The sequence below is a fragment of the Magnetococcales bacterium genome (genome assembly GCA_015228935.1).
Lineage (GTDB): Bacteria > Pseudomonadota > Magnetococcia > Magnetococcales > DC0425bin3 > HA3dbin3.
In genome coordinates this window covers 1-26,464 of sequence record JADGCO010000029.1, presented here as the reverse complement: position 1 = coordinate 26,464, position 26,464 = coordinate 1, and the positions used below count along the sequence as shown (strand labels likewise).

The window sequence follows — 26,464 nt, the reverse complement described above, 5'->3', positions numbered from 1 at the left end:
TTTTCAAATATTATTAATGAGATACCGCAATTGGTGCATGGCTTCTGGAGGGGCATCCCTGCCATACCGCAGCGCGGCATACAATTGGCCGATCTGCTCGATTTTTGGGGCCAGAAGCGGATGGTGTTTTGCTGCCCGTTGCGAAAACGCGACCGGTCCTTCGCAGGCCAGGCGGGGCGTGCCATGGCGTGCCATACGCTGGCAAAAGCGACGATAGAGCCGTACTGCCGGATCTTCCCGCCGCCAATACCGATAGGAAATCCAACCCGTCAGGAGTGCCAGCAGCAGTGCCAGCAGCAGTTTGACCACGCCGACAACCCACCACCAGGGCATTTTGTGCGGCAGGCCCAGGGCGAGCCACATCTCCTGCTGCTCCAAGGCACCATAATCGATGAAGGCATTCCACAGGGTTTTCACCCAGGAGGCGAGATCCTGCAACATTCCGGAGACCGGCTTGTCGCCCAGGAAAGGCATGCCCCCAGCCTGGGACAAACTGCCGGGGGCATCGCCGCCAAATTGGGGACCATCCGTGCCATAGATGATCTGGCGCAAGGAGTGTGACAGTTCCCGGTCACCCTGGGGGCGCGGCAACAGCAAAAAAAGAACCGTGGCCAGGGGAAAGGCCTGGAGAAGCAGAATGCCGATCTGGCGCAGCCGGGGAGATCTATTGACCCATGGGATGGACCATTTTCCGGTGAGCAGGGGGGGGGCGGGCATCTCACCGGATTGCAGGGTCAGGGAGAGGAGCAAACCGATCACAAGCAACACGACCACAAACAGGCGCAAACCCACCAGGAAGGATTGATCGTGATGGCATTCGGCCAGGGCCGGCAACAGACTGACCAGCAAAAGTCCCTTGGCTTCTTGTCGGGAGTTCAGTTCCAGGAGTTTGATGAAGAGGATGACACCCAGAAAACTGCTGCCCAGATCGAGCAGTGGGACATTCTCCCTGGCCAGCACGATCAACAGGGAGGCCAGGATCAACAGGCCTGCAAGTGTGGGGCGATTGGGCGGGCGGCGACGTTCAGGGTGGGCATGTCCATGGAGGATGATTGTCAGGGAGAAGATCGTGATTCCCCAGGCCAACAGGGCCGCGCTCCAGGGCAGGTGCAGGTATCCCGGTCCTGTTGCCAGCAGTAATTCCAGGCAGAGAAGAGGCAGCAGGGCAGTCATGGATTGCACAGGCGTTCCACATCATGCAGCGCCAACGCCGTCAGACATTGGACACAATGCGCATCCCCACGCGCCGGGGCGATGGTCACTCCCGGCACCCTCAACCCGAAAGTGACCCCCATGGCATCGGCATCCAAAACCCAGCGACACAAGCGGGAAAGACGGGCCTCATCGTCCAGCATGGCCAGACGTTCCCATTGCAACCACACCACCGGTTCACCATGGCCGGAAAATTCCCGTACCAGCAGTTCATCCCGTTTGGCCGAGGATTTCCAATGAATTTTATGGAGGGGGTCTCCGGGGTGGTACAGGCGCAAATCGGCCAGATCATCCTCGCCCGATCCCTGCCCCTGGCCGATACTGCCGCCCGGTTCCACCGGTAACGGCAACGACGCCTGCTCCGGTTGTGGATAGACGAGACATTGCCATGTGCCATCCAGGGGCGTTCGCACCCTGGCCAATCCCAAAGGATAATCGGTTTCGATCCAGACCCCGGTCAATGCCAGCCAACCCCGCCGGGTAGTTGGGAGATGAATTTCCTGGATCACCTGGCCGACTGGCGGCACATGCACCGTTTCTGGAGAGGAGGTGGCTGTTTTGGTGTCGGTCCGTACCCGGATGGCCCATCGCGCATCCTGGCCGGTGGCTGCCAGTTGCACGGGAAAACATGCTGTTTCACCGGCAAACACGGCTGCCGGGTGCAAGGGCACGGCCCGAATGCCGGCCAGGTTGCGCCAGGCATGGAGAATCGACACCAGGGAGACCCCGAGCAACAGGGCGACCAATCCCAGGGCCAGGTTCAAGCCGGTTTGCAGGGCCACGACCAGGATGACGAGCAGGATGCCGATGCCGAACCAGTCGGGGGCCACCTGGAAACGGTGCCCATCCAGGAGCGTCGGCAATGGACAGCGAGACTGGAGAATGTCATCTGGCATGATCAGGGTACCGGAACCGAAGTCGGGAGATGTCTGCCGACATTCATATCAGGGCACCGGAACCGAAGTCAGGAGATGCCTGCCGACATCCATTCCGGCCCGGGTATGGAGCCGCAGGCGGTGTCCCACGATGCCCGGCAGGACTGCCTGGACATCTTCGGGCAGGAGATGGGGTCGTTCGGCCATGAAGGCCCACGCCCGGGCCGCAGCCAACAAACCCAGACCGGCCCGTGGCGACAGGCCTCCCTCCCGAAAATCGGTAGAGTGGCGGGAAAAGGCGAGGAGATTCTGGATGTAATCCAGGAGCGGGGGGGCTGCATGCACACGGGCCGCCGCGATCTGCAACTCCAGCACGGTTGCCGGATCCATGCGTGGCTGCAAACGCCCGAGCAGGTGACGGCGGGACTCCCCTTCCAGGAGTGTCCGTTCGGCCCTGGGATCCGGCAGGCCCAGATCCAGGCAGATGAGAAACCGGTCGAGCTGCGAGTCGGGGAGGGGAAAGGTGCCTGCATGTTCCAGGGGATTTTGCGTGGCAATGACAAAAAAGGGTCTGGGCAGGGGTCTTGTCTCCCCCTCCACGGTTACCTGACCTTCCTCCATGGCTTCCAGCAAGGCACTCTGGACCTTGGGCATGCCCCGGTTGATTTCGTCGGCGAGAAGGAGCGGGGTGAAAACCGGTCCCGGATGCCAACGAAACTGGCCGCTCTCCCGCGCCAACACGGAGACACCCAGGAGATCAGCCGGCAGGAGATCACTCGTGAACTGTATCCGCTGAAACCCCAGGCCCAGCAGACGGGCCAGGGTCAGGGCCAGGGTGGTCTTGCCCACCCCTGGGCGATCCTCGATCAGCAGGTGCCCCCCGGCGAGCAGACAGGCCATGGCCAGACGGATCTGTCGCCCCTTGCCCAGAAGAATCTCTTCGGCGTCAGACAACAATCGGCTGATGATTGAGGGTCCTTGTTGATTCATGGATTCATGATAGCACAGGCTGGGCGGCAACCACACCCGCGACCCGAAAATTTCGACAGTCGCAAGGTAAAACCATTGGCCCGCTCGTTCTTCGTCTGATGAACAAGGCTGAAGCTGATTTTGCCAAAATATGGTTTAACCGGAATCTGTATTGAGCCAACAATTATTATTTACGAAAACGTCTTCAGTGGGTTGAACACAGTCAACCCTTCGATCCAACGAAAATCATCGACGTTCGCGGTTGCCAATGTCTGCTGGTGTTCCAATGCGGTTGCAGCGATCAAGGCGTTGCCCGGGAGCGGTCCTGCCGGATTTCGCGTTGCCATGCCACGGGATCGGAAATTTCCTGGAACGGATTCAAGCGTGCGGCGGCTTCCAATGATTCTGCCAACAAACGTTGCCGTTCTTCAGATGGAATCTCGATGGGTTGACCGGTCCTGGCAAACCGCTGTTCGAGATACAAGGCGTAATGCAACAACTCGATTTGCAAGGCTTCCGGCAGGCGGACAGCATGCCTGGTGATGTTTTCGAGAGTGGTCACGGGAACACCTCCCCTTCATGCCTCATCATCGTAGGGGCCTGCTTTTTTTGCAGCTTTCAGCAGATCAGTAGGGACTTGATTTCTTGGCGGCTTTCAGCAGATTGGTTTTTGGATTTTTTGCACAATACTCGCCCAGTTTTTCGGTGAGTTTGCCAAATTCATTCATGTCGATCCTGGTCGCCTCGGAGAGTCCTCCCAGATAACCATAAATCCACATGATCATGAAGGTGACATTTTCCACGTTGTCTTTTTGTTGCAACTCTTCCACAAACTCGCCACAGGTCACGGCGTTGAGATCGATGATATCGTCGTCGCCTTTGCTTTTTTTGCGACCGGCTTCAACGGTGGATGCAGCCAGAAGGGCCATACACAACAACAGAGGCAACAGGATGGATTTGAACATGGACGTAGCTCTTTCGGGGTTGGATTGTGACAGAGGGGATGCGGTCACGCGGGCGGATCCAGGGGAATGATGGTGCTGGCAAAACGCTGGGCGCGGATCGGATGGCTGGTGAAGATGACGGTGGTGGTTCCGGAATGGGTCAAATTTTGCAAGGTGGCGGCCAGGGCAAGTTCACCATCCGGGGCAAGATCACGACCGGGTTCATCGGCCAGGAGGAGGCGCGGCGTGGCGGCCAGGACGGCAGCAAGTGCCAGCCGGGCACATTGAGAGGCCGACAAGGTATCCGGGGAGCGTCGGGCCAGGGCTGGCGACAACCCGGCCTGAAGCAGGGCCGCGTGACAATGCCGGTCAAGCTGCGAACCCGTCATGCCGCGACTGGCCGGGACCAGGGCCACCTCTTCCCAGACCTGTTGGGTCAAAAAACGGGGTTCGGGGTCCTGAAACAGGACTCCCAGGAGACGGGAGCGTTCCTGATCGGACCACTGCGGCAGCGGTTTGTTTTCCAGACGGATCACCCCGGCGGCGGGTGCTTGCAGACCGGCCAGAAGACGCAGCAGGGTACTCTTGCCGCACGCTTCCGGACCCAGAAATGCCCACCGTTCGCCAGGCTGGATCGAGAGGGTCAGGGGCGATCTTCCCAGGGGTGGTGGCATGACCACCCGATCAAGATGAAGCAGGGGTTGCATGACGAAAATGTTGGCCCTGCCAGGTTACTGTGTCATGATGGAGATGGAGCGGGTGAGGGGAATCGAACCCCCGCCTTAAGCTTGGGAAGCTTAGGCCCTACCATTAGACGACACCCGCCTGGACGTGATTTTCCAACCCTCGCGTCCCATTGTAACCCATTTTTGTGCCGGGTCAACCTTTTCGCCAGGGCAACCGCATGTGCAAACCGACCATGGATCTGAGAGGCTGTCTAACAATATCTTGATTTCAAAAAAACGAATGAAAAACTGGGATGGAGGTCCAGGAGGAAGCGGCTCTGCCCTTCCTCTTGGCGGGGTTTGGGGCGGAGCCCCAATAAAATCTTCCTTTCCAATTTTTTTTATTCGAGGGTTAATAGATATCTGAAGTGTTTGCCTTGTGGCGCTGGGGATTGAGAGTGGTTGCCTTGAGGCGCAGAGGTTGCATGCCGTAGCCTTCCGAAGGGGAGGAGTCACCATGGTGCGGAAATATTTTGACGGATGGGGCTTGTGGATCCTGTTGGCGGGGATGGGTTGGTTTGGCACGCTCTGGGCCGAACAACAGGAATCCCGGGTCTGTCTGGCCTATTTTTTATCCCAGGAGATGGAGAGGGCACGGGCAACCTGCCAACCCCTGGCCGAGGAGAAAAATGACCCGGCGGCCCATTTCGTCATGGGAACGTTGTGGGAAAACGGGGCTGTTTTGCCACGGGATTTACAGAAGGCGCTGCACCATTACACCCTGGCTGCCGAGGCCGGTCGCCCGGAAGCCCAGTACAATCTGGGGGTGTTTTATCAACGGGGGCGGGGCGTGAACCAGGATCCGGATGTGGCGCAAATCTGGTTTGCCCGCTCCGCCGAGCAGGGATTTGCCCCGGCCATGCACAATCTGGCTTCCCTGCTTCCCCCCTCCCAGGCGCGGGTGTGGTACCAGCGGGCCGCCACTGCCGGCTATACTCCCGCCATGAACAATCTGGCGCAATTGTTGTCGCAACTGCCCGGCAGGGATAAACCCTCTGCGGAAAATCTGGCCGAGGCCGTCACCTGGTGGCGACGCGGGGCGGAAAAAGGGGATGGCGAAAGCGCCTTCTGGCTGGCCCTGGCCCTGCTGGATGGCCGGGGAACTCCCGCCGATCCGGTGCAGGCACGCAATTGGCTGGAAAAAGCCGCTGCCCAGGGATCTGCCGATGCCCATCTGATTCTGGGACGGATTTATCGTTCCGGTCAGGGCGTTGCCAGGGATGAACAAAAATCCATGGACCATTTGCGACAGGCAGCGGAAAAAGGTCTGGCACCGGCCCAATACAATCTGGGCCTGCTCCTGTTGACCGCTTCACCCCATCTGGCCAACCGCGAGGAGGCCATGCGCTGGTTGGATCGCTCCGGACAAAGTGGTTTCCCGCCAGCCGTTGCCATGCTGGAACGGTTGAAATCCGGGCATCCTGTCCAGCCGGGTCCATGATCGATCTTTCATCCATGATGAGTCACCATTCAGAACCCTTCCAAAAATTCAGAACCTTTCCAAAAATTCAGAACCCTTCCAAAAATTCAGAACCTTTCCAAAAAAAGGATTTGATATGAAAGATTTTGTTGGGGCTCCGCCCCAAACCCCGCCAGGAGGAAGGGCACAGCCCTTCCTCCTGGACCTCCATCCCAGTTTTTCGTTTATTTTTTTGTACATTGATTGTTTGGATTCATGGCCAGAATCTTGATTCTGATCGGTGCCCATCTTGCTTCGGCACCCCGACCACAAAAAGAGGCCATGGCCCTGCTGGCCGCCGGTCATGACGTGGAGATCCTGGGTGTCTGGTCCAGCCAGGCCTGGGTGGAGCGGGATGCCTTGCTGATGCAAGAGGGAATCTGGCATTTTCAGCCGGCATTGGATTTTCGACCCCAGGGCTGGCGAGGCAAGGTCAAAAATATTGGGGTGCGTCTCCAGTCCCGCTGGGCCAGGGAACTGTATCAACGCCGGGGCCGGGTGACGCCCGCCCTGCTTGGATACGGAGTACACCATCTGTTGCGGGCCGCCCTGGCCCGCCGGGCGGATTTGACCATCGTGCATGCCGAAGGAGGGTTGTGGGTCGGAGAACAACTCCGGCAGGCCGGTCTGCGGGTGGGAGTGGATTTCGAGGATTGGTTTTCCGAGGATTTGACTGCGGCCATGCGGCAGAGTCGCCCACTGACCTTTTTGCGGCGGCTGGAACAGGATGCCTTGCGGAATTGTCGTTATGCCCTGACCACGTCCCATGCCCTGGCGGCCAGTCTGGCGGAACGTTATGAGACACCCGCGCCGCAGGTGGTCTACAATGTATTTCCCTGGGCGGATCGGGAAACGCTGGATACCCTCGCCCTGGATCGACCCCCGGGGCGGCAGAGGGTCTCCCTGCACTGGTTTTCCCAGACTCTGGGTCCGGGTCGCGGTCTGGAGTTTCTTTTTGCGGCCCTGCCGCATATGCGCATTCCGGTCGAAATTCACCTGCGTGCCCAGGATTCGCCAGGCTCTCGGGCGTGGCTGGCCCGGCAACTGTCTCCTGTCTGGCGGGAACGGGTTTTTGTCCACCCCCTGGTCCCGAACCGGGATTTGTTGTCGCGCATTGCCGAACACGATGTGGGGCTGTCCCTGGATGACACGGTCATTCCGAGTCGGGATTTGACCGTCACGAATAAATTGTTCCAGTATTTGCTGGCGGGATTGTTTATTGTGGCCACGGATACCCGGGGGCAGAGGGAGATTCTGGGTGACCATCCCGAGGCCGGCATTCTGGTGCCATCCGGCGATGCCCGCCACCTGGCGGCAGCACTTGATGAATTGGCAGGCAATCCGTTACGCTTGGCCGCTGGCAGGAAGGCGGCTCTGGAACTGGCCAAATCCCGTTATTGCTGGGAACTTCAGGCTCCGGTTGTTGTGGAGGCAGTGGAACGGGCACTGCAATAACCCTTCTGTCCCGACCCTGGCACCGAAATCCCTCTCCCACTCTTGACACCGAATGGATGCGGTTTACGGATCATGTACGAAAAAATCAATCGTTTGCATTTTGTGGGTATCGGCGGCATCGGCATGAGCGGCATTGCCGAGGTCCTCATCAATCTGGGGTATGTGATCTCCGGCTCGGATGTGGCGGAAAATGCCAATGTTGTGCGTCTGCGCCGTCTGGGAGCGAACATCCAGATCGGTCATGCGGCCCACCAGGTGGGCGAGGCCCATGCCGTGGTGTATTCGTCGGCGGTCACGGCGGACAATCCCGAAATGGTGGCCGCCCGCCGCCGCCGCATTCCGGTCGTGCCCCGGGCGGAAATGCTCGCCGAGCTGATGCGGTTCAAATACAGCATCGCCATTGCCGGAACCCATGGCAAAACCACGACGACCTCCCTGATCGCCACGCTGCTGGGCGAGGCCGGCATGGATCCGACCGTGGTCAATGGCGGCATCGTCAAATCCCTGGGAAGCAATGCCCATCTGGGACGGGGCGATTTTCTGGTCACCGAGGCGGATGAGTCGGACGGCTCCTTCCTGAAGCTGTTTCCCACCATGGCCGTGGTGACCAACATGGATCCGGAACACATGGAACACTATGGCCACTTCGATGCCGTGCGCCGGGCTTTTCGGGAATTTGTGGCCAAGGTGCCTTTTTATGGTTTGATCATCCTGTGCCGGGACCACCCCGAGGTCAAAGCCATGCTGCCGGATCTGGGCGACAAGCGGGTTGTCACCTACGGCTTGTCAGAGGGGGCGGACATTCGGGCGGTGGAGGTCGTGCAGGAAGGGATCCGTACCCGGTTCCGGGTCGAGGTGACCGCCGATCCGCAGGCCGCACCGGTCGATTGGGGATGGGTCTCCCTCTCGCTGCCCGGATTGCACAACGTGACCAATACCCTGGCTGCCATTGCCGTGGCCCGGGAACTGGACATACCCTGGGCTACGGTGACTCACACCCTGGCCGGCTTCAAGGGGGTGCAGCGCCGCTTTGACCTGCTGCTGAACACCCCGGAGCGGGTGGTGATCGACGATTATGGTCACCATCCGGTGGAAATTCAGGCCACACTGGCCGCCGTGCGGGCCGGGTTTGGCCGGGAACGGCGTCTCGTGGTGGCGTTTCAGCCGCATCGTTATACCCGGGTCCGGGATCACTTTCAGGCATTTGCCGCCAGCTTTGGGGAGACCGACCTCGTGCTGGTGGATCACATTTATCCGGCTGGCGAGACGCCGCCCGAGGATCCCCCCCTGGGCGAGCGGGGTCAGGAAATCCTGATGACGGCCATCCGCGAACAAAGCCGGACCCGGACCGCCCCCCTGCCCGGCGGCAGCGCCTGGATTGCCGACCTGACGGCGCATCTGGTACCGGGTGATATTGTCCTGTTTCTGGGAGCCGGCAACATATCCCAGCGGGCACGCGCCTACGCCGGTTCGCTGACTTGAGATGATGGAGGTGACGACGCCCGATTTTCCGGTTCTGACCCGGCCTGTGGCCGAGCAGGTTTCCCTGACCCCCCACACCACCTGGCGACTGGGCGGTCCGGCTCGCTGGATGGTGTTTCCCGTGACAACTTTGGAAATTGCCCAGTTGGTGCAGCGTCTGGCCGGCAAGGTGCCCTGGCTGGTTCTGGGCGGAGGCAGTAACGTCCTGGTCGATGATGCCGGTTTCCATGGGGTTGTCTTGAATCTGACTGCCGGCCTGAACCGGCTGCATTTGGTGGATGCGGTGACCATCGAGGCCGAGGCCGGCGTTTCCACCCGCGCCCTGGCCCACTTTGCCCGCCACCAGGGCCTGACAGGTGCGGAATTTCTCTCCGGCATTCCCGGGAGCGTGGGGGGTGCCCTGCGGATGAATGCCGGTGCCTACGGTGGCGACATGAGCAAAATTCTTTTGTCTGCACGGATTTTGACGCCGACCGGTCAGGAACAGGAACAGACGCCCCGGGAACTCGGCATGTCCTATCGACATACCAATCTTGCTGCCGGGAGCATTTTTTTGTCGGGACGGTTTCGGTTGCAATCGGAAGATCCGGCCATCATTCGGCGGACCATGCAGGATTTCAATCACCGCCGCATCGCCAGCCAACCCCTGAATCACCCCTCGGCAGGCAGCGTGTTTTGCAATCCCCCGCGGGGGCCTGCCGCCTGGCGCCTGATCGAAGCCGCCGGATTGCGGGGCGTGTGGCAGGGCCAGGCACAGGTGGCGGAAAAACACTGTAATTTCATCCTTAATCGTGGGGGTGCCCGGAGTCGGGATGTTTTGACATTGATGGAAACGATTCGGGAAAAAGTATTGCATGACAGTGGGATAGAGTTGAAACCGGAAGTGTGCGTCCTCTCCCCGGATGGGACATCACCGCCGTGGTGAAAAAGAGCGACGGATGAGAAGAATGACTTGCGCGGAAGAAGCGAAACCCCTACCTTATGGCATCCGGACCACAAAGGCGCAGGGAAGCAACTTTCGGGTTGAAATAAAATGAACATGGAATGGCAAGGTCGAAAAATCGGTGTGTTGATGGGGGGGATTTCGGCGGAACGGGAGGTCAGCCTGCGGAGCGGGCGCGCCATGACCGCCGCCCTCGAACGCCTCGGTCATCGGGTCGTGGCGATTGATGCGGGACGGGATCTGGCCACGCTCCTGGTTCGGGAAGGCATCCAGGTCGCAGTCCTGGCCCTGCACGGCCCTCTGGGGGAAGATGGCACGGTCCAGGGACTCCTGGAAGTGATGGGGATCCCCTACAGCGGCTCCGGTGTGGCGGCGTCGGCGGTGTGCATGAACAAAAGTTTGACCAAGTGTCTGTTCCGTGACGCCGGTGTGCCGACACCCCCGGGAGAAGAGATCATTCTGACCGCAAGCGGCGGAGACCCGGAAGCCGCTGCCGCCCGGGTCAAATCCACGCCTCCCTGGTATGTCAAACCGGCCAACTCCGGCTCCAGCGTCGGCGTCACGCGCGTGACGGAACGGTCACAACTGGCGGGAGCCTTGCTGCAAGCCGCCAAAACCGACGATCTGCCCGCCGACGGCGTGGCCCGCATTCTGGTGGAAACGGCCATCGTCGGCAAGGAGTTGACCATCTCCATCCTCGATGACCAGCCGCTGCCCCCCATCGAAATTCATCCGGTCAGTGGTTTCTACGATTATACAAACAAATATACGGCAGGTCGGACAGAGTACCGGATCCCCCCGCAAAATGTTTCGGCGCTGGCTTTGGAACGGGCGCGAGATGCCGCTCTGGCGGCCTATCGGGTGGCTGGATGTTGTGGTTTGGCCAGGGTCGATATCATGCTGGATCGTGATGAATTACCCTGGGTCCTTGAGATCAACACCGTGCCGGGTATGACCGAACTCAGTTTGGCTCCCAAGGCTGCCGCTGCCATGGGAATGAGTTTCGATCAACTTGTGGCACGAATATTGCGAAGTGCTGCATTGAAGTCATGTGGTCCCGTTTACTGATTTTCCTACTGGCCTTGTTGATTGCAGGAGGGGTGTCACTGGGGTGGCGTGAAGCCCGTCAGCCCGGGCATTTTCAGTTGCAGGAAATCCGCTTGTTGGGTCGGGTGCATACGGATGAGAAAGCCATCCTGAACGCCCTGCGCGACATCGGGATTGTGCAGGGAACCAATTTGTTGTTGATCAATCCGCGCCAGGTCATGGAACGCATGGCAGCCCTGCCCTGGATTCGGAAGGTACGTGTCGAACGGGTCTATCCGGGTATTTTGTCCATTGCCATGATTGAAAAAGTGGCGGTCTGCATGGGGCGGCAGGGGGAGCAGTTGACCCTGCTGGATGAATATGGCAAACCAATCAAGCTCCTGGAAAAGGGAGATCCCCTGCGGATGCCGGTGGTGTTTCGCAAGGAGTCGGTTTTGGAGCCGGAAACAGTGGTCTCACTCATGAACCTTTTGGGAAAACACTCCTGGTTGCGGGAGCAACTGTCGGAAGCGATCAGCATTCCCGGTGACCGCTGGATCGTGTATACGAAGAAAGGTGTCAGAATCCTGTTTTCACAGCGCACGGAGGCAGAGATGAACCTGTTGAGACAGCTTCAGGACCGGTATCGGGTCCTGGATCGCCGTATCCGGCAAGTGGATATGCGCGTGTCGGGCCTGGTGGCAGTGCGCCCCATGCCCCCCGAAAAGCAGCTTTAAGGAAAAGATCTCACGTCGCAGCCAGGGAAGAGAGCCTGTTTCAAGGGTGAGCATGGTCCCTGCCAGGCCTCAAACGATCAGGATGATTCGGAAGCAATATGGCGAAACAGGATCAAAATCTTATTATTGGCCTTGATATTGGAACCACCAAGATCTGCTGCATCGTCGCCGATCAGCAACAGGATGGACGCCTGGATATCATCGGTATCGGCACCCACCCCTCCCGGGGGTTGCGCAAGGGGGTGGTGATCGACATCGACTCCACGGTCGAAAGCATGCGCATGGCCGTGGAAGAAGCGGAAATGATGGCCGGGGTGGAGATCAACATGGTCTACACCGGCATCGCCGGCAGCCACATCAAGAGCGGCAACTCTCACGGCGTGGTGGCCACCAAGGAAGGGGAGGTGACCGCCAGCGATATCCAAAGGGTTCTGGATGCCGCCCGGGCACAACCCATTTCCCAGGATCGAGAAATTCTCCATACCATTCCCCAGGAGTTCATCCTGGATGGCCAGGATGGCATCAAGGAACCTCTGGGCATGTCGGGAGTTCGTCTGGAAGCCAACGTTCACATCATCACCGGCGCAGTTTCCTCGGCCCACAACATCATCAAATGCGCCAACCGTTGCGGACTGGATGTGGGCAACATCATCCTCGAACAGTTGGCCTCCGCCGAGGCCGTCCTGACCTCGGACGAAAAGGAGTTGGGCGTCTGCCTGCTTGACATTGGCGGCGGTACCACGGATATTGCCATCTTTGCGGAAGGTCATATCAAGCATACTGCCGTATTGGCGATCGGTGGCGATCATATCACCAACGATATTGCCGTTGGTCTGCGTACCCCGACCCGGGAGGCCGAACAGCTCAAGAAAACCTATGGAGCGGCTCTCTCTTCCCTGGTCAACGCGGAAGAGATCATCGAAGTTCCCAGTATCGGCGACCGCAAACCCCGTACCCTGGCGCGGCACATCCTGGCGGAAATCATTGAGCCGCGTGTGGAAGAGCTGTTCACCCTGGTCAAGCGCGAAATTGCCCGCTCCGGTTTCGAGGAACAGATCGCAGCAGGCATTGTCTTGACCGGCGGTTCGGCTATCATGGAAGGAATGGCCGAGCTGGCCGAGGATGTTTTTCAGAAGCCGGTTCGCCGGGGATCCCCACAGGGAGTGGGTGGATTGACGGATGTCGTCAACAGTCCGATATACTCCACGGCTGTGGGCCTGGTGCAGTTCGCCACCCGCTTCGACCGGGACCGCCCCACACGTTTTATCCCGGAGGAGACCGGAGGTGTCCGCAAGGTGATGCATCGCATGCGAGAGTGGTTTGGAGAAATTTTTTGAGGTATGATGCCCGAAATTTTCAGGCTATTGAGGGGGTCCCATGAGCATCGAATTTGAGCAGAACGATGAAACAAAAGGAGCGCGGATCAAGGTCGTCGGCGTTGGCGGAGGCGGTGGCAATGCCATCAACAACATGATCCAGTCCCAGTTGGACAAGGTGGAGTTCATCGTTGCCAATACCGACGCGCAGGCCCTGACCCGGAATCTGGCTCCCATCCGCATCCAGATCGGCGAAGGGGTGACCCGGGGTCTCGGGGCCGGAGCCAAACCCGATATGGGCATGCGGGCCGCCGAAGAGAGCCGGGAACGCATCCAGGAAGCCCTGCACGGGGCCGACATGGTGTTCATCACTGCCGGCATGGGTGGCGGTACCGGAACCGGCGCGGCCCCCATCATCGCCAAGATTGCCAAGGAAATGCAGATCCTGACCGTGGCCGTGGTGACCAAACCCTTCGGCTTCGAAGGCAAACGCCGCATGAAATTCGCCGAAGAAGGCTTGGCCGAACTGCGCAAACACGTCGATACGGTCATCACCATCCCCAACCAGAAACTCCTGGGCGTGGTGGGAAAAAATACCACCATCCTGGAAGCGTTCCGCAAGGCGGATGACATCCTGCACCAGGCCGTGCGCGGCATCACCGATCTGATCACCATTCCCGGCCTGATCAATGTCGATTTTGCCGATGTGCGCACCGTGATGGACGAAATGGGCCAGGCCATGATGGGAGCCGCCGAAGCCTCCGGCGATACCCGCGCCCTCGACGCCGCCACCCAGGCCATCTCCAGTCCGCTGCTCGACGATGTCTCCATCCACGGTGCCCGCGGGGTCCTGATCAACATTACCGGTGGCTACAATCTGGCCCTCCAGGAAGTGGACGAAGCTGCCACCGTGGTCCGGGACATGGCCCATGAAGATGCCATCATTGTCTTCGGTGCCGTTCTCGACGAAGCCATGGAAGATTCGGTCCGCGTCACCGTGGTGGCAACAGGCATCGGCAGCGCCGAAAAAATGGCCTTCCCCAGCCGTGACAGCCGTGACAGCCGTGAAAAGCCCGCCCCGCAACAAGTCGGTCAGCAAAAAAATTTCCGGCAGGTTGCCTCTGCCCAGCCGGAAAAAGAGATGGATGCTGCAACCCCGGCTGAAGCCATGAGCAAGTCCAACCGTCGTCCCAGGCGACGCGCCGACCTGGAAGAGTTCGCCCCGGTCAATGCCGATGTCCTGGATACCCCGACCTTCCTGCGCCGACAAATTGACTGATCAGCACGGAAAACAGGCTTCGGACGACCCTCGGGTCGTCCGAAAGCGTTCAGGGAGCCGGCAGGACCGTTGTGACCAACCTCGAATGGCAGAAAGATATTTGCCCGGTTTTAGAATTTGGCATATTTTTTCCATACTCCAGGCAAGGTTGTCATGGAGGCCCCACAGAGGGGGTCGGAACGGAATCCAGGGTGCTTTTTCATGTACTTGCAAAGAACTTTAAAAAACACGATTCGTTGTACCGGTATTGGCCTGCATGGCGGCGAAAAGACCTACCTGTCGCTGCGACCGGCCCCTGAAAATACCGGTATCGTTTTTCGTCGCACGGACTGCCGGAACGCCTTGATCCCGGCCCGGGTCGAAAATGTCATCGATACGCGCCTTTGCACCACGCTCGCCAATGATGACGGGGTGCAGGTCTCCACGGTGGAACACCTCCTGGCCGCCTTCGCCGGGTTGGGCGTGGACAATGCCTACATCGATCTGGACACCCGCGAAGTGCCCATCATGGATGGCAGCGCCGCCCCGTTTGTTTTTCTGATCCAGTGCGCGGGGGTCGTGGAACAGCGCGTGTCAAGAAAATGGATCCGTGTCAGGAAACCGGTGATCGTCGAAGATCGGGACAAACGGGCCGCCTTCTATCCCGGAGACGGGTTCCAGGTCAGCTTCATGATCGATTTCGACCACCCCCTGCTGACCGAACAGAGCGTGGATCTGGAAATTACCGAAACCTCCTTCGTCAAAGAGGTGAGTCGGGCGCGTACCTTCGGCTTTCTCAAGGAAGTGGAAAAGTTGCAGTCCAATGGTCTGGCCCGGGGAGCCTCCCTGGACAATGCCATTGCCATCGGGGATTTTCGCATTCTCAACGATGGCGGTCTGCGCTATGAAGACGAGTTTGCCCGCCATAAAATCATGGATGCCCTCGGTGATCTCTATCTGCTGGGTCACCCCATCCTGGGCCAGTTCGAGGGAATCCGCTCCGGCCATACGATGAACAACATGCTGCTCCACAAATTGTTGTCCCAATCTGGAGCCTGGGAGTTTGTCGAGGGGGAGTCGTTCGATCTTCCCGTCCCAACCTTCCATCCCTATTCGCTGGGAGTGGGAGAACCCGCCGTGGCTTTTCCGAATTGATGAGTCGGTCGGTTTGGTTTTTCCCCGGAAATGGGGAGAGACGGCTTGGTTTTTCCGAATGGATGCATCTGTTGGGCCTTGATCGTCATTTCGGCCATGGGCAGGGGACTGGTGAAAACGATGATCAAGGCCATCCACTGCATCGGTGTGGCCGTGGGTTGCTGCTGCGGATGGTTCAGTATGGTCTCGGGTTGCTGTTGTTGTTTTTCCTGACGGCTTGTCAGACGGAACATGCCCCACCTCCCAATCCCCTGCGGGAGGTGGTGGCTTCCATGCAGGGGAACAATCTGTATGCCCAGGCAACCCTGACGCCGGCGTTTCAGCGCGAGGCGCTGGAACTCTTGAAACAGGGGGAGCCGATCCTGGCGGCCTATCGTTTTCGATTGCTGGAAGTGCGTACCCTCCTGCCGGATCGGGAGGTGTCGCGCTTGAAACTGAAGCGCCGTCTGCGTTACCATCTGATCACGCAACGGTATGAAATGCAGGAAATCACCCGGGGACAGACCTATTACACCGACGACGACGACGAAGCCCTGCAATTTTTGGGACATCCGCGCAACATTCTTCTGGAAGAACGTAAAACCGGGGCGACCACCCATTTTTTGCTTCCGGGGCGACGCTATCTCCTGGAGACCCATTTTGAATTGGAGCGGGAAGGCATATCGCGTCCCTTGCGTTTTTTGAACCGGTTGTTCACCTTTTGGCGACCGGTGGATTATCGTCTTGTGACGGAATTTCGTCATTCATGAGCAACTGGCGGTGGGTCAGATGGGCGGCGTGGGCAACCCGTTCAAAACGGGGTTGGCTGGCCACGCTGTTTTTGTTTTTGGTGGTGGCAACCACCCTGACCACGGGCCTGGGCTTGCAGGTGCAGACGGCAGCCGGGGGCAACTACAGCCTGGCATTTTTGATACTTTTGTATATCAATCTGTTTTTGTTGCTGGCGCTGGGATTTTTGGTGGTGCGCAACCTCTCCCGGCTCTGGCTGGACCGGCGGCAACAACGGGCCGGGTCGCAACTGCGCACCCGCATGGTGGCCATGTTTGTGGCCTTGTCGCTCGTGCCGACGGTGGTGGTGGCGATTTTGTCCCTGGAGCTGCTCAATCGCGGGGTGGATTCCTGGTTTTCCGACCGGATCACCCAGGCACTGGCCCACTCCCTGGAAGTGGCCCGTTCATACTATCAGGAGAGCCAACGGACCATCCGCCACGACGCCGAGGATATTGCCAGAAACCGGATCATCACCTCCAGCGTCGCCTTGCAGGACCAGGATGCGACCCGGGCGGCCCTGGAGCTGGAACGGTTGGCGCGTGGTCTGGATGAAATCGTCATCCAGCGCAGCAATGGCACCCGCATCAGTCATGCGGGGGACCTGCCTCCAGATCCTCTTCCGGGTCTGACAACGCTGCGCGACGGTTCAACCCGGGCACTTTTGGTGAGCAATGACACTGGAACGCGCGTGCGGGCCTTTGTCTATCTGGGAGGGGATGTCTATCTCTCCACCGGTCGCTGGATCGACCGGCAGATTCTCGGCCAGATGGAGGTGATCGAAGCCGCCTATGTCGATTACAACCAGTTGCGGGCCGCCCATGGACTGCTCAAAAACAGCCATGCCCTGACCCTGGCATTGATGACGTTGTTGTTGTTGCTGGCGGCCATGTGGTCCGGGTTCCGAATGGCCGGAGAGATAACCGATCCGATCACCGAACTCGTGGAGGGAACCCGCAAGGTGGCCGCCGGCGATCTCTCCGTCACCCTGCCGGTGACCGGTGACGATGAACTGGCCACCTTGCAGGCCGCCTTCAATGCCATGACCTTGAAGCTGACGGAAAATCAGCGGGATCTGCAAACCACCAATGCCCTGCTGGAAGAGCGGCGGCGCTTCATGGCCGCCATTCTGCGCAATATTTCCTCGGCGGTGATCAGCGTCAATCGCTTCGATGAAATCACCTTGATGAATCCTGTGGCCGGCGAGCTGTTGGGCGTGAATCTGGCTGCGGCCATGGGCCAGCCTTATGCGACGGTGTTGCCGGGAGAGGTGTTGGAGCCGGTACGCACCTTGTTGAAAAATGCTCCCATGCGCTCCGAACGGGTCCCGGGTCCCGGCAGCGAAGGTGGCAACATGCTCTCCACCCAGATTCAGATTCAGGCCCCGGACCGGCATCTGACCCTGCTGATTCGCCTGACCCTGCTGGAAAATCAACAAGATGAAGGGAGCGGGTTCATTCTGACCTTCGATGATTTGACCGATGTTCTGCAGGCGCAACGGACCCGGACCTGGAGTGATGTGGCACGCCGGATTGCCCATGAAATCAAGAATCCATTGACCCCGATTCAATTGTGGGCGCAACGCCTGCGCCGCAAATATCTGCGGGAGGGGGAGCAGGAGCGCCGGGATTGGCGCATCCTGGACGAAGGAACCCGTGTCATCATCAGTCAGGTCGAGGAGCTGCGCGTGCTGGTCAATGAATTTTCCAACTTTGCCCGCATGCCGCGCCCGGATCTGAAAAACGATGACCTCAACGCCACCATCCGCGACGTGTTGACCCTGCATGATACAGAGTTGCGTGCGATTGATTTCAAGAGTGAATTTTCAAATGAACTGACCCTGTTTCCCTATGATCGCGGCCAGATCAAGCAGGTGGTCACCAATCTGATCGCCAACGCCCTGGCGGCGATTCATGAACGGCAGGAAAAAGAGGGGGATGCCGCCCAACCTGGCCGACTTGTCATTTCCACCGCGCTTGCGCAGAATGGCCAATGGGCCAGGGTGGTGGTGGCCGACAACGGCATTGGCATTCCCCCGGAAGACCGGTCACGGGTTTGGGAACCCTATTTCACCACCAAGAAAAAGGGTACCGGCCTGGGCCTGGCCATCGTCAAGAAAATCATCGAGGATCATGGTGGCACCCTGCGGCTGCGGGAATCTCCCTGGCAGGGGGTGCAGGTGGAGTTTCAACTGTCCATGCATGGTCCCACATCGGCATCAACCTTGTCTGGGCCAACGGTTTGTTGACCATGAGTCACACCATCCTGATCGTGGACGATGAAGAGTCCATCCGCACCAGTTTGCGGGGCATTCTGGAGGACGAGGAGTATCGGGTCCTGGAGGCTGCCTCGGGCGAAGAAGCCCTGCGCCTGCTGGCGCGCCAGCTCGTGGATGCCATTCTCCTGGATATCTGGATGGATGGCATCGACGGTATCGAAACGTTGGATCGCATCAAGGGGCAGAAAAAATCAGCCGCCGGCGAGACCCATCCGGGAGCGACGTCCCCGATGATTCTGGCCGCCAATGTCGATGCCCCGGTCATCATGATGTCGGGGCATGGCACCATCAATACCGCCGTGGTGGCCACCAAGGGTGGTGCCTACGATTTTCTTGAAAAACCCCTCTCCCTGGATCGGGTCCTGCTGCTGCTGGAGCGGGCCATCCGGGAGCTGGTCCTGGTGCGGGAAAATCGCGATCTCAAGGCGCGGGTGGTCCTGGATCAACCCATGATCGGCGATACACCCATCATGCGGGAGTTGGACCAGCAGATCCGCCGGGTGGCTCCGACCAGCGGCTGGGTTTTGATTACCGGCGAAAATGGTACCGGCAAGGAGGTGGCTGCCCGCCGCATCCATAAATTTTCGCAGCGGGCGGAAGGTCCCTTCATCACCGTCAATTCGGCGGCCATTCCGGAAACCCTGATCGAAAGCGAACTGTTCGGATATGAACCAGGCGGCATGAACGAAGAGAAGGATCCCCGGGTGGGACGCTTCGAACAGGGGCATCGGGGCACGGTCTTTCTCGATGAGATTGGCGACATGGCCCTGAATACCCAGGCCAAAATATTGCGCATCCTCCAGGAACAGCGTTTCCAGCGGGTGGGGGGGAGTCGGGAAGTCCAGGTGGATGTCCGGGTGATCGCCGCTTCCAACAAAAACCTGGAAGAGCTGATTGCCCAGGGCCGCTTTCGGGCCGACCTTTTCTATCGTTTGAACGTGATTCCGTTACGGGTTCCTCCCTTGCGGGAGCGGCGCGAGGATATTCCGGCCCTGGTGGCCTATTTTATCGGTCAGCACCAGAGTGTCACACCACACTGGAGTTTTGCCCAACAAGCACTCGATCTGTTGGCCGAGTATCACTGGCCGGGCAATGTCCGGGAGTTGAAAAACCTCGTGGAACGCCTGCTGATCATGGCCCCCGGACCGGTGCTGCGTCCCGAGGATTTGCCGGACTTTATCGTGCGGCGTGACCGCGAGGTGCAATCTCCCTGGGAGCAGCTCCTGCGCAGCGCCAATCTGCGCACCGCCAGGGAGGAGTTTGAACGGCACTATCTGGCGGAACACTTGGCCCGCCATCAGGGCAACATTTCCCGCACGGCGGAAGCGGTGGGCATGGAACGGTCGGCGTTGCACCGCAAGCTGAAATCTCTGGGGTTGGGTTGAAAGATTGCAACGATACATCCCATCATTATAATTCCGTTCTTACTCCAGGCCATGATCATCCTTTCGGCCACGATGCGTGCTTTCTCTTTAAAAAACCTGCAATACGTCTGACTCTTGGCGCTGAACAACGCGCCAAGAGTCAGACCATGGCCCGCCCCCTGGGCTTTTTTTGCAAACGGCGCAAAAAAAGCCTGGGAAAAGGGGGGCGTAAAAAAACAGCATGGGGCTCCGCTCCAAACCCCGCCAGGAGGAAGGGCACAGCCCTTCCTCCTGGACCTCCATCCCAGTTTTTCATTTGTTTTTTTGAAATCAACAAGTTATTGGATAGCCTCTAAGTAAATTTTTGATTTGGAAATAAAATAAAAATTATTAAATACAAGGATGAAAGCCCAGGAAGAAGGGTTGCGCCTCACCTTCCGGGGAAACTCCATGGCATTCTTGAATTATTATCATTTATTTATTCAATTTATTATTCAGGATGATGATAATAATAATTATGGGCGGTGCTGCCACGTCCGGAACGAACGTGGCACGAGAAAACATTGACTGGAGAATGAAGCATGTTAAAATTTGATAAAGATAACGACGAAAGCGAAACGAACGAAACCTCCGGGAGGCGATCATGTTCAACAGGTTATGCATGTGGATCGCAGCGATTGTTCCGCTGTGGGGATGGCCGGGTCTGACCTGGGCGTCCACAGGGGGGACCGGTGCGGCCACCAGGCACCTGGATTTGACCAACCACAGCGTGGGCATATTTGCCTTGTGGACTTTCATCGTCTCCTATCTGTTCGTCATGACAGAAGAGTTTACACACCTGCGCAAGTCCAAACCGGTCCTGCTGGCGGCGGGTGCCATGTGGGCCATGATTGCCTGGGTCTATGCCGAACACAACCTGCCCGGCGTGGTCGGGGAAGCCTTGCGCCACAATCTGCTGGACTATGCAGAGTTGTTTCTGTTTCTGCTCGTTGCAATGACCTATATCAATACATTGGATGAGCGGCAGGTGTTTCAGGCCTTGCGCTCCTGGCTCATTCGGACCGGTTTCGGCTATCGGAAACTGTTCTGGTTGACCGGAGTCCTGGCCTTTTTCATTTCACCGGTGGCGGACAACATGACCACCGCCCTGCTCATGTGTGCCGTGGTGCTGGCCGTCGGCAAGGACAATACCCGCTTTGTCGCGCTCTCCTGCATCAACATCGTGGTGGCAGCCAATGCCGGAGGCGCGTTCAGCCCCTTTGGCGACATCACCACCCTGATGGTGTGGCAAAAAGGGGTCATTCCCTTTGCCGGCTTTTTTGCCTTGTTCATCCCGGCATTGGTCAACTGGCTGGTTCCCTGTGCCATCATGCATTTTTCCGTGCCCGACGAACGACCGGCACCCAGCCAGGAAGTCGTGCGGATGCGGCGCGGTGCCAAACGAGCCATCTTCCTGTTCCTTCTCACCATCATGACCTCGGTTTCGTTTCACCAATATTTGCATCTTCCCCCGGCAGCCGGCATGATGCTTGGTCTGGCCTATATCCAGTTTCTGGGCTTTTACCTGAAAACGACCGTCGAACGCTATCGCCGCCAACATCCGGAAAATTCCCACCCGTTGAAATCCAACGAATTTATCGGCGATATTCGCTTCGACATTTTTCGTGAATTGGGGCGGGCCGAATGGGATACCCTGATGTTTTTCTATGGGGTCGTTCTCTGTGTTGGAGGGTTGGGTTTCCTGGGTTTCCTGGCCCTCGTTTCCCAGGCCCTGTATGTCGAATGGAGTCCGACCCTGGCCAACGTGTCCGTAGGCGTACTCTCCGCAATTGTGGACAACATTCCCGTCATGTTTGCCATCCTGACCATGATGCCGGCCATGGATGCAGGACAGTGGCTGCTCGTGACCCTGACCGCCGGGGTTGGTGGGAGCCTCCTTTCCATCGGCTCCGCCGCCGGTGTCGCCCTCATGGGACAGGCCCGGGGAAAATATACCTTCTTTTCCCATCTGAAATGGACTCCGGTCGTGGCCCTGGGCTTCGCAGCCAGCATTGGGGCGCATCTGCTGGTCAATAGCCACCTGTTCAATAATGTTGCTGTTATCGTGCATTGAATTAGAGCGAAAAAACATAAGAGACTGTCTAATAACTTGTTAATTTCAAAAAAAAAGAATGAAAAACTGGGATGGAGGTCCAAGAGGAAGGGCTGTGCCCTTCCTCTTGGCGGGGTTTGGGGCGGAGCCCCAATAAAGTCTTTCTTTCCAATTTTTTTATCCGAGGGTTAATGGACAGCCTTTAAGAAAGATGAATGTTCAATCATGGGGTGAGTGGAAGTTTGCGACTCTGCCCCACCGTACACCAGGTACCATCGTTTCAGGAAATGACCATGGAAACCAGTCGCGTTGAATCAGCATCCAGAGGCTTTAAAAACAAGGTACATGACAATACGGACATGGCATGGGGTTTTGTCGGGTTCATGATGCTTGTGGCTCTCCTCCTGACAGTCTATCTGATCAGGCGTTACAGGGCTGAAAAACTGAAAGAAAAGAAAGATTCCAGGGAACAGGACAAGAGGAGAAAGACCGGATTGCAAACCAGGTCAGCAACATCGAACAAGCGGAAAATATGATTGTTCAAGGATTCATATGCGTATATAATATTAAATAATACTTGATCATGATTTTGATATTTATGTTGATATTGAGGATTGAATTGGCCTGTTTTTTTTGATTTGTACTTCAATGCAATGAGGATCATTGAAAATGGATGTTGCGACAATCGTTGGTCTCCTGGCCGGTCTTGGCTTGATTTCCTGGGCCATCCTCATTGGTGGCACCTTTGCAATGTTTATCGACATACCGAGTGTGTTGATCACATGCGGGGGCACGGTTTGCGCCATGTTCGTGCGGCACAAGCTGAGCGAAATCGCCAATGTGGCGGCAGTCACCGCCAAGGTGTTCGTGGTCAAGGAGCAGAGTCTGGAAAAGGTCATTTCCCAATTGGTGGATTTGGCCAACATCGCCCGCAAGGATGGCATCCTGGCCCTGGAAAAAGTCAAGGCCAGTGATCCGTTCCTGCAATCGGCCATTACCTACTGCGTCGATGGTGCTGACCCGGAATTTCTGGCGGATGTTCTCAACAAGGAGGTTGATGCTCTGGCACAACGCCATGCAAAAGGAATTGCCTTCATGGAGGGTGTTGCCGAATTCGGCCCGGCCTTTGGCATGATCGGAACGTTGATCGGCCTGGTGCAAATGCTCGCCAATATGCAGGATGCATCGAAAATCGGTCCGGCCATGGCGGTGGCCTTGATCACCACGTTTTATGGTGCCTTGATGGCCAATCTCATTGCCTCGCCCATTGCCACCAAACTCTCCAGCTACAGTGCCGAAGAACAAAAAGTGCGCAAGGTCATCATCGATGGCATGCTCGGCATCCAGAAAGGCCTCAATCCACGTCTGTTGCAGGAGGCCCTGCTGACCGCGCTGCCACCCAAACAGCGTGAACTGTGATCCAGTACACTCATCTTTGATCAACAGGAATCCGGACAATGGCCGATTGCCCAAAATGCAAAAAAGGGGCACCAGCATACATGATGACCTTCGGCGACATGATGTCGCTGTTGTTGACTTTTTTTGTGTTGCTGCTCTCCATGGCCCAGTTGGATATCGTCAAATTCAAGACGGCAGCAGGTTCCCTGCGCAATGCGTTTGGGGTCCAGACCGTCGAACAAATCAATGCCGACCCCTCTGGCGAATCCCTGATTGCCACCGAATTTTCCCAGCAGATCATTCTGGTCAAGCTACGGGAAAAACTGGAGGTTCTCTCCCGACCCATGGTGGACAATGGGGATGCGGAATTGATGGAGACCGAACAGGGGTTTTCGTTGCAGATCAATGATCAGGCACTTTTTACCAGTGGTACGCTGCAAATCCAACCGGAAACCGAGATTGTTTTGTTGCAGATTGCGGCCTCCATTGCCGACATTCCCAACCTGATTCGCGTGACGGGTCATACCGATGCCCAGCCTCCCGACCCGACAGGACCCTTCAGCACCAATTGGGGCATATCGGGTGCCAAGGCTGCGGCAGTCATTGATCTGATGACTGTCAAAGGGGGGATTGATCCCAATCGTCTGCAACTGCGGGGCATGGCAGAGTTCGAACCGGCTGAGAACAAGAAAATCCACCCTTTGAAATCTGAAAAAATGCGCCCCAGTCCCTTGCAAAATGCCCGGGTGGAAATCATGATCTCCAGGGAGACCCGTCCGGTTTATATCAAACCCGATCTGACTGCCGATCCGTTGGGTCTGCAATCACCCAAAGGTGCCGACAAAAATTCCCCCGTCGATCCCATTGGCCTGAAGCCGCCCTTGATCATCGAACAAAACCCGTCACCCGCCCGGGCCGGAACCATGGGCAAGGTGCCGGAGAATTTTTGATTTTCCGGTGACCTGCCCGGTGGCAATTGATTCTTTGTCATTTGACCGAAGGTGACGAATCCATGCAACAGACTTATACGGCTGTTATCAAACAAGTGGATGGCTTCTGGATTGGATGGATCGAAGAAATCTCCGGGGTGAATTGTCAGGAAATGACACGTGAATCCCTGCTGGAATCGCTGGTGGTGACGTTACGGGAAGCGATTGAGTTCAATCGGATCGCACGGACAAGAGAACCTTCATTTCGGGATCAACTGGCCAGTCACGCAGGGGACGCATGGCCATGATCTCCTCGGTTGTTGGCTCGTATGTATCCGGGTCTGCCGCAATGCCACGGGCGATCGCTTCCTCCTCTTCAGGAGTGGGGAGTATGAACCCCATGTATGTTTCTGGCACTGACATAGTCCCTGACCTCCCGTTTGTTTGCTTTGCGCAGGCTGATGATTCTCCGGGTATCTCCACGGTCTACAAACACGACGCAATAAATCCTTCCATCCTTTGGTGCGTAGCCAACCTGGCGCGGCTCTCCATAGTCGCGACGGCAATCCAGGGAGACAAGGAGTTTTTCCCAATCAAGATCAATCGCTTCGCGCAGGGATTCCCCGTGCTTCATGCGATTGACTAAATCCTTGGCGGGATCAAACTCAATCTTCATGTGATTCATGATAGCTACAAAATATCATCAGTCAACATTCTCATGATAAGCCAAACCCGTTACCCACACGGGTCGATACCATGGGCAAGGTGCCGGAGAATTTTTGATTTTCCGGTGACCTGCCCGGTGGCAATTGATTCTTGGTCATTCGACCGAAGGTGACGAATCCATGCGACAGACTTATACGGCTGTTATCAAACAAGCCGCCGTCCTCCGTCCACATGCAAAATTTCACCGGTCACGAAGGGTGCCGCGAGCAGATATCGAACGGCTCGCAAAACCGCATCGGGATTGGCGTGGTGGGCCAATGGGGTGTGTTGCAGCAGGGTTTGGAAGGGAGCGGCATCTGTTGGTGAATCGGGTGGTAAAATTCCGCCTGGCGCAATGGCGTTGACCCGTACCCGGGGAGCCAGATCGCGTGCCAAAACCTGGGTGGCCATGATCAAACCCGCCTTGGCAGCGCAATAGGCGGCATGCCCGGCCAGGGGGCGTTCACCCCACAGATCGGCCATGTTGATGATCAGGCCACCCCCATGACGGCGCATGTTTTCGGCGGCTTGCAGGGAGAGCCAGAGGGGACCTTGCAGGTTGCTCTTGAACAGGGCATCCATGGCCTCCCAACTGCCGTCCACGATCCGGGTCGGGGCAAAAACCCCGGCGTTGTTGACCAGAAGCCGCACGGGACCCAGGCATCTTTCCACATTATGGAGCAGGGACAGAATCCGGGCCGGATTGCCCAGATCCACGGCCAGGGCCTCGGCTTGGCCGCCCCGGGCGCGCAAATCCTTGGCCAGACGGCGGGCTGCCGGCTCGGAATGGTGATAAACCACCGCCACGGCAAAGCCAAGACGGGCCAGCTCCTGGCAGAGGCTTGCCCCCAACCGTTTGCCGCCCCCGGTGACCAGGGCAACCCCTTCGCAAGGCATGGCGTTGCCGAGTCCATCCCTTTCCCCGCAAGTTGCCTGGAGGAAGGGGGTCTGCTGCAGTCTGTCTGGAGTGTCGGCCCAGTTATCCGGTTCGGCAGGTTCGGGGTCCGAATTGGTTGCAAAAGCGTCTGTGAATGTGCCTCCCAATTCCCGACCATCCATTTGGAGGCTGTAGGCTGCTTTCCGGGATTGCAGCAGGGTTTGCAGATAGTGCCAGGGGGTGACGGGTGCCGGTCGGCCAGCGCGAATTTCCGTCCATCGATAGAGGTACCAGGTTGGCAGCAGGATGATCAAAACGGGAAAGCCCAAAAAAATTCCAAAAGCGATTTGCAGGCCTCGTAATAATTTGTTGCCGAATCCGCGCATGTTCACAAGTTTTGGTACCAGGTTGCTGTCTGAGGTTGTTCACCGTGAAAAACGTATGAAAAACTGGGAAGGAGGTCCAGGAGGAAGGGCTGTGCCCTTCCTCCTGGCGGG

At 57.8% G+C, this 26,464-nt stretch carries 25 protein-coding genes and 1 tRNA gene; 17 read left to right on the top strand and 9 right to left on the bottom strand.

Going from position 1 to position 26,464, the window contains the following annotated elements; all coding sequences use genetic code 11:
- Window positions 1–3 precede the first annotated feature (3 nt).
- The 7 genes from HQL65_09015 to HQL65_08985 all read right to left on the bottom strand — a co-directional run bounded on the left by HQL65_09015 (window position 4) and on the right by HQL65_08985 (window position 4,825).
- Window positions 4–1,173 (bottom strand): DUF3488 domain-containing protein, encoded by a 1,170-nt coding sequence (locus HQL65_09015; protein ID MBF0136366.1) that lies wholly within the window; start codon window positions 1,171–1,173, stop codon window positions 4–6.
- Window positions 1,170–2,108: a DUF58 domain-containing protein gene (locus HQL65_09010; protein MBF0136365.1), complete on the bottom strand. Its 939-nt coding sequence runs from the start codon at window positions 2,106–2,108 to the stop codon at window positions 1,170–1,172. The genes HQL65_09015 and HQL65_09010 overlap by 4 nt, the downstream gene beginning before the upstream one ends.
- Before the next feature lie 48 nt (window positions 2,109–2,156).
- Entirely contained in the window at window positions 2,157–3,077 is a 921-nt protein-coding gene (locus HQL65_09005) for an AAA family ATPase (protein MBF0136364.1), read from the bottom strand.
- A 280-nt stretch (window positions 3,078–3,357) separates the two neighbouring features.
- The gene (locus tag HQL65_09000) at window positions 3,358–3,618 is read right to left on the bottom strand and encodes a hypothetical protein (GenBank protein MBF0136363.1); all 261 of its coding nucleotides are present in this window, start codon (window positions 3,616–3,618) and stop codon (window positions 3,358–3,360) included.
- Between the two features lie 64 nt (window positions 3,619–3,682).
- Window positions 3,683–4,021 carry a hypothetical protein gene (locus tag HQL65_08995; protein MBF0136362.1) on the bottom strand — a complete coding sequence of 113 codons (339 nt, stop codon included), beginning with the start codon at window positions 4,019–4,021 and terminating at the stop codon, window positions 3,683–3,685.
- Window positions 4,022–4,065: 44 nt separating this feature from the next.
- On the bottom strand, window positions 4,066–4,707 hold the full coding sequence (locus HQL65_08990; protein MBF0136361.1) for an ATP-binding cassette domain-containing protein: 642 nt from the start codon (window positions 4,705–4,707) through the stop codon (window positions 4,066–4,068).
- Between the two features lie 44 nt (window positions 4,708–4,751).
- Window positions 4,752–4,825, bottom strand: a tRNA-Gly gene (locus HQL65_08985).
- Between the two features lie 357 nt (window positions 4,826–5,182).
- Here HQL65_08985 and HQL65_08980 point away from each other — a divergent pair.
- The 17 genes from HQL65_08980 to HQL65_08900 all read left to right on the top strand — a co-directional run bounded on the left by HQL65_08980 (window position 5,183) and on the right by HQL65_08900 (window position 24,693).
- Window positions 5,183–6,166 carry a sel1 repeat family protein gene (locus HQL65_08980; protein MBF0136360.1) on the top strand — a complete coding sequence of 328 codons (984 nt, stop codon included), beginning with the start codon at window positions 5,183–5,185 and terminating at the stop codon, window positions 6,164–6,166.
- 234 nt (window positions 6,167–6,400) lie between these two features.
- Entirely contained in the window at window positions 6,401–7,639 is a 1,239-nt protein-coding gene (locus HQL65_08975) for a glycosyltransferase (protein MBF0136359.1), read from the top strand.
- Between the two features lie 72 nt (window positions 7,640–7,711).
- Window positions 7,712–9,121 carry a UDP-N-acetylmuramate--L-alanine ligase gene (locus HQL65_08970; GenBank protein MBF0136358.1) on the top strand — a complete coding sequence of 470 codons (1,410 nt, stop codon included), beginning with the start codon at window positions 7,712–7,714 and terminating at the stop codon, window positions 9,119–9,121.
- Between the two features lie 10 nt (window positions 9,122–9,131).
- Window positions 9,132–10,046, top strand: coding sequence for a UDP-N-acetylmuramate dehydrogenase (murB, locus tag HQL65_08965; protein ID MBF0136357.1), 915 nt, complete (start codon window positions 9,132–9,134; stop codon window positions 10,044–10,046).
- Window positions 10,047–10,154: 108 nt separating this feature from the next.
- Window positions 10,155–11,132, top strand: coding sequence for a D-alanine--D-alanine ligase (locus tag HQL65_08960; protein ID MBF0136356.1), 978 nt, complete (start codon window positions 10,155–10,157; stop codon window positions 11,130–11,132).
- The gene (locus HQL65_08955) at window positions 11,114–11,827 is read left to right on the top strand and encodes an FtsQ-type POTRA domain-containing protein (protein ID MBF0136355.1); all 714 of its coding nucleotides are present in this window, start codon (window positions 11,114–11,116) and stop codon (window positions 11,825–11,827) included. The genes HQL65_08960 and HQL65_08955 overlap by 19 nt, the downstream gene beginning before the upstream one ends.
- Window positions 11,828–11,925: 98 nt before the next feature.
- Complete coding sequence (gene ftsA, locus HQL65_08950) at window positions 11,926–13,164, top strand: cell division protein FtsA (GenBank protein MBF0136354.1); 1,239 nt, start codon at window positions 11,926–11,928, stop codon at window positions 13,162–13,164.
- 40 nt (window positions 13,165–13,204) lie between these two features.
- Window positions 13,205–14,422, top strand: a complete 1,218-nt coding sequence (ftsZ, locus tag HQL65_08945; GenBank protein ID MBF0136353.1) for a cell division protein FtsZ — start codon at window positions 13,205–13,207, stop codon at window positions 14,420–14,422.
- Window positions 14,423–14,623: 201 nt separating this feature from the next.
- The gene (locus tag HQL65_08940) at window positions 14,624–15,556 is read left to right on the top strand and encodes a UDP-3-O-acyl-N-acetylglucosamine deacetylase (GenBank protein ID MBF0136352.1); all 933 of its coding nucleotides are present in this window, start codon (window positions 14,624–14,626) and stop codon (window positions 15,554–15,556) included.
- A gap of 71 nt (window positions 15,557–15,627) precedes the next feature.
- Window positions 15,628–16,305, top strand: a complete 678-nt coding sequence (locus tag HQL65_08935; protein MBF0136351.1) for a DUF4390 domain-containing protein — start codon at window positions 15,628–15,630, stop codon at window positions 16,303–16,305.
- Window positions 16,302–18,572, top strand: a complete 2,271-nt coding sequence (locus HQL65_08930; protein MBF0136350.1) for a HAMP domain-containing protein — start codon at window positions 16,302–16,304, stop codon at window positions 18,570–18,572. Before HQL65_08935 ends, HQL65_08930 begins: the two co-directional genes overlap by 4 nt.
- Before the next feature lie 2 nt (window positions 18,573–18,574).
- Complete coding sequence (locus HQL65_08925; GenBank protein ID MBF0136349.1) at window positions 18,575–19,987, top strand: sigma-54-dependent Fis family transcriptional regulator; 1,413 nt, start codon at window positions 18,575–18,577, stop codon at window positions 19,985–19,987.
- Window positions 19,988–20,627: 640 nt separating this feature from the next.
- Window positions 20,628–22,079 carry a sodium:proton antiporter NhaD gene (gene nhaD / locus HQL65_08920; GenBank protein MBF0136348.1) on the top strand — a complete coding sequence of 484 codons (1,452 nt, stop codon included), beginning with the start codon at window positions 20,628–20,630 and terminating at the stop codon, window positions 22,077–22,079.
- 272 nt (window positions 22,080–22,351) lie between these two features.
- A complete protein-coding gene (locus HQL65_08915; protein MBF0136347.1) occupies window positions 22,352–22,594 on the top strand; it encodes a hypothetical protein in 243 nt (80 codons plus the stop codon).
- A gap of 133 nt (window positions 22,595–22,727) precedes the next feature.
- Window positions 22,728–23,477 carry a MotA/TolQ/ExbB proton channel family protein gene (locus HQL65_08910; protein ID MBF0136346.1) on the top strand — a complete coding sequence of 250 codons (750 nt, stop codon included), beginning with the start codon at window positions 22,728–22,730 and terminating at the stop codon, window positions 23,475–23,477.
- Window positions 23,478–23,515: 38 nt separating this feature from the next.
- Window positions 23,516–24,406: a flagellar motor protein MotB gene (locus tag HQL65_08905; GenBank protein MBF0136345.1), complete on the top strand. Its 891-nt coding sequence runs from the start codon at window positions 23,516–23,518 to the stop codon at window positions 24,404–24,406.
- 62 nt (window positions 24,407–24,468) lie between these two features.
- Window positions 24,469–24,693: a type II toxin-antitoxin system HicB family antitoxin gene (locus tag HQL65_08900; protein MBF0136344.1), complete on the top strand. Its 225-nt coding sequence runs from the start codon at window positions 24,469–24,471 to the stop codon at window positions 24,691–24,693.
- Window positions 24,694–24,761: 68 nt separating this feature from the next.
- Here the strand turns inward: HQL65_08900 and HQL65_08895 are convergent, their stop codons facing one another.
- Window positions 24,762–25,061: a BrnT family toxin gene (locus tag HQL65_08895; GenBank protein MBF0136343.1), complete on the bottom strand. Its 300-nt coding sequence runs from the start codon at window positions 25,059–25,061 to the stop codon at window positions 24,762–24,764.
- A 194-nt stretch (window positions 25,062–25,255) separates the two neighbouring features.
- Window positions 25,256–26,359 carry an SDR family NAD(P)-dependent oxidoreductase gene (locus HQL65_08890; GenBank protein ID MBF0136342.1) on the bottom strand — a complete coding sequence of 368 codons (1,104 nt, stop codon included), beginning with the start codon at window positions 26,357–26,359 and terminating at the stop codon, window positions 25,256–25,258.
- Window positions 26,360–26,464 lie beyond the last annotated feature (105 nt).